Annotated in this window: 6 protein-coding genes; all 6 read left to right on the top strand. The window is 47.0% G+C overall.

The genetic code is table 11. The features are described 5' to 3' along the window. Positions 1-10: 10 nt before the first annotated feature. Entirely contained in the window at positions 11-1,444 is a 1,434-nt protein-coding gene (locus VIP81_RS28430) for a RagB/SusD family nutrient uptake outer membrane protein (RefSeq protein WP_331969589.1), read from the top strand. 25 nt (positions 1,445-1,469) lie between these two features. Further along, positions 1,470-2,342, top strand: coding sequence for a DUF4843 domain-containing protein (locus tag VIP81_RS28435; RefSeq protein WP_331969592.1), 873 nt, complete (start codon positions 1,470-1,472; stop codon positions 2,340-2,342). Positions 2,343-2,374: 32 nt separating this feature from the next. Continuing rightward, on the top strand, positions 2,375-4,009 hold the full coding sequence (locus tag VIP81_RS28440; RefSeq protein ID WP_331969595.1) for a PKD-like family lipoprotein: 1,635 nt from the start codon (positions 2,375-2,377) through the stop codon (positions 4,007-4,009). A 151-nt stretch (positions 4,010-4,160) separates the two neighbouring features. Next, positions 4,161-4,739 carry an RNA polymerase sigma-70 factor gene (locus VIP81_RS28445; RefSeq protein ID WP_331969598.1) on the top strand — a complete coding sequence of 193 codons (579 nt, stop codon included), beginning with the start codon at positions 4,161-4,163 and terminating at the stop codon, positions 4,737-4,739. Positions 4,740-5,006: 267 nt separating this feature from the next. Further along, on the top strand, positions 5,007-6,041 hold the full coding sequence (locus VIP81_RS28450; protein WP_331969601.1) for a FecR family protein: 1,035 nt from the start codon (positions 5,007-5,009) through the stop codon (positions 6,039-6,041). A 197-nt stretch (positions 6,042-6,238) separates the two neighbouring features. Beyond that, the coding region (locus VIP81_RS28455) for a SusC/RagA family TonB-linked outer membrane protein (RefSeq protein WP_331969604.1) at positions 6,239-8,569 on the top strand (2,331 nt) is incomplete at its 3' end.

An 8,569-nucleotide genomic window follows, 5' to 3' on the forward strand; every position in this document is an offset into this window, starting at 1 on the left:
ACCAAAAGCTATGAACAAGATATTAAAACAGATATGCCTGGCAGCATTAATAATAGGAGGCGCCAGCGCCTGTAATAAATACCTGGACGTAAAGCCGGAGACCAGGTTGCCGCTCACAGATGCCTTTTCCAGTGAAGCAGGGTATATGAACCAGTTGAACGGGGTATATCTTTCTATGACCACCTTTGATATGTACGGTGGCAAAATGAATATGTTGATTCCTGAAATACTGGCGCAACGCTACTTTCAGGGAAGTAATTACGACTACCGTGACCTGGCCCTGTATAATTATACCGAATCGAATACGAAGGGATTAATGAAAGGTGTATGGTCTGATTTGTACCGGCAAATCGCCAATATAAATCTGATCCTGGATAACATAGATACACAAAAACAACTTTTCAGCGGATATAATTATAATCTGATCAAAGGAGAAGCCCTGGCATTACGCACCTTCCTGCATTTTGATGCCTTGCGTTTATTTGGCCCTGTATATGGGAGTAACGACTCTGCCAACATGTCCATTCCTTACTATAGCTACCAGTCCCTGATGGCAAGGCCGTATTTGAAGGCAAATGACCTGATGGACAGTCTGCAGTCAGATATCAATAAATCGCTGGTGTTACTGGCCAAAGATCCTGTTATCACTTATGGTCCAGGGGGAGATACCAGCCACCTTTTTACCTCGTCCCGTAAAACACGCTTTAACTACTATGCCGCCAAAACATTACAAGCCAGGATGTTGCTGTACCGCCGCGATAAGGCGGGCGCATTAGCTGCCGCACAGGAAGTCATCGCCATACAACCGCTGCGGTTTCCTTTTACCGGCACCACGGATGCCAATGTAAAAGCAGATCCTTCTTTGCTGGGAGATTGCGTATTTCAGCTGGAAAATATTAAGCTGCCGCTGGTCTATAACGAATTGTTTTCTTATGCCCTGCAACCGGCATCTATCCTGGCGCCACGACTGGATATCCTCAACGGCATTTATACGGAAACATCCGATGTTCGTATCAAAACAGCCATATGGAGTGCTCCGCCAGATGGCTCCAGCTCCGGCAAATGCTTCTTTAAATATGTACCCATTTACTGGGGCGATAGCCAACTTAATATCATGATGCCCATTTTGCGGGCAGCAGAATGTTACCTGATTGCGGCGGAAGCAGCACCAGATAAAGCAACGGGCATACAATACCTGAGCACCCTGAGAATAGCCAGGAATACACAGGCGGTACTGCCTTCCGCCAACCTTACAACAGAACTAACCAGGGAATACAGACGTGAATTTTATGGAGAAGGGCAGCTGTTTTATTACTATAAAAGAATGAACACCGCATCTATTCCTGATCAAACCACCACTACGACCAGCGCTACTGTGAAAATGAGCCGTACACAATATGTGGTGCCCCTGCCGGATGAAGAGAAAATTGTACACCAACCCTGATTTATTCACCTATTAATCCAGGAAAATGAAAAAAAATATCGCATATATATGGCTCCTGCTACTCGGCATCATCTCTTTCCCTGCTTGTAAAAAAGCAGGACTGATGGAGTACCAGGCTCGTAACAATATTTACTTCTCCCCATCTCCGTCCCGCCTGTATTCAGGAGTGAAAGATAAAGACGGGTTGTTTACCTATACTTCCTTTTCCAATACGGCGATAGATACCGCAGCGATGGATACACTGTACGCCAATTTCGGTTTCTTCGATGACCAGTCACAAGAATTGAATATACTGATGACGGTATCTGCTATGGGCGACACCGTTGGACACGACCGGCCTTTCAAACTCTCCGTGGTGGGGTCCAGCACGTTGCCTGCCAACGAGTATACGATTAAGCCGGAGGACTGTGTAATGCCCCATGGCAAGGTATCTATATCGGTGCCCATTACTGTGCATCGTGATGAAATACTCCGCAAAAAATACCTGTTCCTCACCGTACTACTGGAAAGCAATGATGCATTCAGCACTGATTATTTTCATACGTTGGTGAGAACAGGTCCCGATAAATACAAAACTACTTTGATGCGCACTTTTGCAGTGGCCGACAACCTGCCGCAACCTTCCTGGTGGCAGGGAAGTAACAGCATCGGTTACTATTGCTTTGGTGCTTTCTCTCTTACCAAAATGAAAATGCTAATCACAGACCTGGAAATTCCGCTGCCTTCCCTGCTGGAAAATCAGCCGCCCCTCAGCTATATTTTTGGCCTCGCGGTGGTGTATAACTGCCACCTGGCTAAAGCACGAAAAGCCAATCATCCGGTGATGGATCTGGATGATGATACCGGTGAAGTATTTGAAATGGAGTCCAGCGACGGTGGTGGCTCCGCCTGCGAATAGCCACTTTATTATTAATCAGGAAAAATTAACGTATGAAGCTTTCAATATTCAGTCTGCCCGGTATAATAGCCCTGTTCGCCCTCGTGCTATGCGCTGGTTGCTATAAAGATCTGGGCAACTACGACTATAAAAAAGTCAATGAAATACAAATCGACACACTGCCCAATTCCATTTTCATTAACCAGTTTGATTCACTGAAACTCACACCGGTAATAAAACGTACCATGGACCAGGGCGCATTGGATGATACTACTTTGTATGGCTACAAATGGATCATTGGGCTGCCGGATTCTTCCAAAAACCTCACCACCGCAGTGGTAATCAGTACCGCCCGTGTACTGGCCGCAAAAGTATTGGTGCCCGTTGGCCGCTACGGTCTTTACCTGGAAATACGGGATAGAAAAAGCAACCAGATATTTACACAACATACCAATAACCTGGTGGTAGGTTCCGCTACCTATGAAGGCTGGTTGGTACTGAGTGATGTAAAAGGAAATGCACAACTGGATATGATCACGTATGCCAACACAGAAGTGGGCCTGGTGCGTAATATCCTCGAGCAGTCGCCGGATTTACCTAAACCCCTCAAAGGACCACGTAAGATCGCATACCATTATACCTATACCTATAACGCGGTACCCGCGCTTTTTCATGCCGCTAAATTATCCGTCGCAGACCGGTCATGGATATACCTCAGTACCGAGCAGGGTACCTGGAAGTTAAGAAGCGACTATATGTTCACCACCGGTAAATGGAATGTTCGCAATGAGTTCCTGATACCGCCGGACAGTACCACCTTTGCACCTGGTTTTGTAGGTAACGGAGAAGGATCGGTAGACTATGAAAACTGCTACATCCAGGACGGGAAAGGAAATTTCTATGAAAGAAATGCCTACGAGTATTATGTCACCAATATGAACCAGGTAGTGGGTGAGGGCGACTTTGTAGCCGCTCCTTTTTTAGGAAGAGCTTTTGGCTATAGCTGGACAGAACATACCGTCCTGTTTGACGTCCATAAAAAACGTTTTGTCCGTAGTTATCCCGGAGATGGCAACTGTACACCCATTCCTGCACCTACAGGTACTGCCCTGTTCGATTTTGACAATGTAGGCATGGACCTGGTATGGATGAAAAGCATGGATTACCTGGACCTGACCTATGCTGTAATGCGTGACCCTGCAGGCGCTTACTGGCTGCTCACCTTCGATGCACGCAGTGTGGTGACCCAAAATTCTATGGCGAAAATCACAGCGCCTGATATTAATAAAGCGGTTTTCTTTACCATAGACAAAAATTACGGTACGCTCTTTTACGGCACCGATACGAAAGTATATGCCGTACATAAAGACTTCCCCGATCAGTATTACCAGGTATTTGATGCAGGCAACCGCAAAATTTCCTGGCTGGATCAACATCAGTTCACCGGCGGCAAAGGCATTTATAACGGCGACATAAATGGTGTGCCCAATACCACCAACCTGGCGCCTTATAAAGCCAATTGGCTGGGCATTGCTACCTACGATCCGGCTAATCCCGAATATGGAAGCGGTACCCTTAGTTTCTATTTTGCGCAGGATTTTCTGGTCAACCATGCTGCCCTTTCGAAAAAAGATGAGTATCCCGGATTTGGTAAAATAGTCAGTGTTACTTACCGCGAAAGATTTTAAACTTAATAAAACACAACCATTAAAAGCGCAAAGCCCTGTAGCACCCGTTGCTACGGGGTTTTTGTTTTGTATAATTATTGTGAAAGAAATTATATTTAATATTTTTTATTAAAAAGTAGCGTCGTTTATCAGAAAAATTTTATTTTGTGGTATGCACGTGACCATGGAGGAGTTACTTTATCGCATACAATTTCACGACGACCAACTGGCCTTTAAAGCGCTGTATCAGCAGCAGGTCTTTAGATTATACCAGTTTGCTTTTGCATTTCTGAAACAGCGGCAGCAGGCAGAAGAGATCGTGAATGATGTATTTGTGAAGCTGTGGGAAAAACGGCGACAACTCGATAAGATCAGCGAAATAAAAGTATATCTCTATGTCGCGGTCAAAAATGCGGCACTTAACCACCTGCGTAAAGCCACCATCTTCACGGAAACAGACCTCGACGCGCTTCATGTGCAACATTTCCGCCTCGAAGCAGATACAGCACAACTGCTGCTCACACATGAGGTGCAACAGGCCATCGCGGCGGCTATCCAGCAATTGCCGCCTAAATGTAAGCTCATCTTCAAACTGGTAAAACAGGACGAACTATCGTATAAAGAAGTAGCCGGTATCCTGGGTATCTCTCCCAAAACAGTAGATGCACAATTAACGATTGCCATGAAAAAGCTGGCGATGCAGCTGCAAGCCTTTGCCCCCGTACCTGGCAACAGCACACAACACTGCTGACCACGCGGATTTTGTCTTTCCCAGGATTATACTGATTATACTGATTTTCCAGATTTTGTTTTTACAGGATTAAAAAAGATTAGCGAAGATTAACAAAATGTATTGTTAGTCTTCGCTAATCTTTTTTTAATCAAATAATCAAAAGATAAAAATCCGGAAAATCAGTATAATCAGTATAATCCTGAGAAAGACAAAAAAAACACACCCTCCTTTTAGGGAATCCACTCCGGATCGGTGTCCTTATACGCAGATCCTATCTGGAAATAAATGAAATCAGAAAGAATAGCTGCACTGCTGGCGAAAAAAGCAGGACGTGCAGCCACCATAGAAGAGTTGGAAGAACTGGAACAGCTGCTGGCGGAAGATCCTGCTGCTGCCCGGCTGGCCAGCATTATCCAAACCGTGGGCAACAGCGATGCCGCCGCCGAAGCTGCATTTGCCGCTACCGGATGGGAGCAGCTCTCGCCCCGACTCGCCCCGGCACGCACACCATTGCTGCGCAAACCCGCCTTCTGGTGGGCGGCAGCAGCCATGATAGGGGTACTAACGGTAACGGGTATAGGATGGGAGCGACTGCATCAGCACAAAGAGGTGCCATTGGCCGCCAGCATACAACAACTGGTAGCACCCATGGGCAAAACCGTAAAAGCATTGTTGCCGGATGGGACCACCGTATGGCTCAACGCCGGCAGTAAACTGAGTTATGATGCCAATTTTAGTCGTACCAACCGTAGTATAAATGTTACGGGAGAAATATTTCTCGATGTGGTAAAGGATGATACCAAACCGTTTATCGTGCATACCAACAACCTGGATGTGCATGTACTGGGCACTTCCTTTAACATCAAAGCATACGACGACGACAACAACTCCGAGGTGACCGTGATAGGAGGGAAGGTACAGGTGATCATGCGCAACAGCCCGGAGAAAAAAGTAGTCCTGTTGCCGCATGAAAAGCTGGTGCTGGCCGTGAAGCCCAAAGCCGCCACCCAACCGGATACGCCGGGGCACGTGCGTTTCCAGGTACAGGGCCTCATCGGCACCAAAGATACCAGTCTAGTGATGGAAACCGCCTGGCGCGACCAGAAACTGGCCTTCATGAATGAAACGTTTGAAGAGGTAGCCCGGAAAATGGAACGGCAGTTTAATGTCACCATTTCTTTTGAAAAAGAAAGTATGAAGACGGAAATACTCAGCGGCGTTTTCGAAAAAGAGGACATCGGCAAAGCACTCGGACTGCTGCAAATGATTACACCATTTCACTACAGGATAGAACAACAACACATCTATCTATCTGAATAATAACGAACAGTCAACATTTTATCAAACCAAAAATTACCTGTAATGCAAACACACGCGAACAACTGCAGCACCTGATAAGGTAAAAAAAAGGAAGAGCGTTCACTCTTCCCTTAAAAGGCTTATGTGTATCAACAGGGGTAAGCAGGCTTCGAAACTTCACTTACACCCTTCTTTACAAACCTTTCTAAAACAAATCTATGAAAAAAAGAAGATTTGGCAGGGCATCCTATGCGCTCCGCCAGACACTCAAACTATTCCTCATTATGAAGTTATGCTTTGTTGTGATGCTGATATCCTGCCTGCATGCTTCCGCTACTGTCTTTTCCCAGGAAAAGTTCACCTTGTCTTTCATAAAGACGGATGCAGACAAAATTTTTGAAAAGATCCAGAAAGAAAGCAACTATCGCTTCTTTTACAATTATAACTCCATCCGGAAGCTGGGTAAAATCGATTTGCAGGTGCGGGATGCCGGGTTAACCGAAATTATGAGCCGTGTACTCGATAGTTCTATGGCCTATAAAATCGTAGACCAAAACCTGGTCATCATTTCCCCACGCACAGAAGCCGCTGCCGATAAGGTAACCGGCCGCGTGGAAGATGCCAAAGGCACCCCACTCATCGGTGTTTCTGTGAAAGTAAAAGGCAGCAGCCAGGGCGCCATCACCGATGCAACAGGTAACTTCTCTGTATCCGCTTCCGCAGGAGCCGTACTCGTAGTGACTTACATGGGCTTCGAACCCAAAGAAGTAACCGTAAACAATAATGAACCATTACGCATTGTGCTGGAAGAATCTACCAGCGGCCTTAATGAAGTGATCGTGATCGGTTATGGTACCCAGAAGAAAAAAGATGTGACCGGCGCCATCAGCTCCATCGGTGGAAAAGACCTGCGCAACGTGCCGGTACGCAATGCCGCTGAAGCCCTGCAGGGTAAAGTAAGCGGTGTTACCGTAGTGCAAAGCAGCGGTAGCCCCGGCGCACCGCCCGTAGTACGTATCCGCGGTATCGGTTCTATCAATGGTAGCAATACGCCCCTGTACATCGTAGACGGCCTGCCACAAACAGATATCGGCTGGCTCAATCCCAACGATATTGAATCAATGGACATCCTCAAAGATGCATCTACTGCCGCTATCTATGGCGCCAGGGCCTCCAACGGCGTAGTAATCATCACCACCCGCAAAGGCAGTCGCACCGATCAGAAAATGCGTGTCACCTTCGATAGCTACACCGGCGTACAATCCGCCTGGAAACGCCCGGAAATGCTCAATGCAGCCGAATTCATGACCTATAAGCAAAGAGCCGCTACCGCCGGAGGGTCTCCCTTACCTACCAGTATGGATACAGAAGAAAAAAGAACCCAACTGCTCAAATTCGTCAGCGATAATACCGGTAGCCCCAATGGCACCGACTGGTGGAAAGAAATTATGCAGAACAATGCACCTATACAAAGCTATAACATTGGTGTAAGTGGCGCCGGCAAGAACCTGGTATACGCTACCAGCGCAGGTTATATGAAACAGAAAGGCATTGTGAAAGGCTCCGACTATGAACGTATCTCCTGGAGAACGAATGTAGGCGCTGATATCAGCCCCCGTGTAAAACTCTCCACCAACATGAACCTGATCTATGAAAGCCGCCGTAATGTGGATGAAAACAATCCCTATACCGGTACCATTTTCAGCGCCATGACGGCAGATCCGATCACACCGGTATACCGCAACAACCTGAAAGGCACACCCGCTTTTTTCAGCAGCATCATGGATGGCTATGAAGCCAATAATCCTTACTCTCAATACGCCGGTATCCTCTATTCCAACAAGCCTAACCCGGTAGCCCAGGTAGAGCGCATGCAACAAAGTGTATGGGAGGGTATCGCCATCAAAGCCGGTGCAGCACTGGATGTGAAGATCGTTGATCCGCTCACCTTCCGCAGCAACTTCGGACTGGACATTGCCCGTGGCCTCTCTAAAGGATTTACGCCATCGTATTTCCTCAATCCTTTCGACTACAGCACCTATAATACGGTCAGCAACTCCTCCAGCTGGAACAATTATTTCGTGTGGGAGAACACACTCAATTTTGATAAAACATTTGGTCGGCATCACGTAACTGCCTTAGCTGGTATTTCAGCAGAGCTGACCAAAGGACTTTCTTACGCTGCTTCCAAGCAGGGAATAGTGAACAATGAAGTAGACATGCGCATCATCGATGCGGCTACCCTGAATCCCGGTGCTTCCGGCTATAATTATTCCAGTGCCTTACAATCATTCTTCGGCCGGATCAACTACGTATATGCGGACCGTTATATTCTCGCCGCCAACGTACGTCGTGACGGCACTTCCAATTTTGGTGATGGCTACCGCTGGGGTACTTTCCCCTCGGCCTCTGCAGCATGGCGGTTTACAGAAGAAAATTTTTTGAAAGCAGCAGGGCTCAACTGGCTGACCAGCGGTAAACTGCGCGCCAGTTACGGTTCCATCGGTAACCAGTACATCGGCGGTGGCAGCGGTTTGTATCTATCTACT

It is taken from the genome of Chitinophaga sp. (assembly GCF_036566945.1).
Classification (GTDB): Bacteria; Bacteroidota; Bacteroidia; order Chitinophagales; family Chitinophagaceae; genus Chitinophaga.

Coding starts and splice junctions, on each gene's coding strand:
- VIP81_RS28430 (WP_331969589.1), top strand. CDS start 11: ATGAACAAGATATTAAAACAGATATGCCTGGCAGCATTAATAATAGGA.
- VIP81_RS28435 (WP_331969592.1), top strand. CDS start 1,470: ATGAAAAAAAATATCGCATATATATGGCTCCTGCTACTCGGCATCATC.
- VIP81_RS28440 (WP_331969595.1), top strand. CDS start 2,375: ATGAAGCTTTCAATATTCAGTCTGCCCGGTATAATAGCCCTGTTCGCC.
- VIP81_RS28445 (WP_331969598.1), top strand. CDS start 4,161: ATGCACGTGACCATGGAGGAGTTACTTTATCGCATACAATTTCACGAC.
- VIP81_RS28450 (WP_331969601.1), top strand. CDS start 5,007: ATGAAATCAGAAAGAATAGCTGCACTGCTGGCGAAAAAAGCAGGACGT.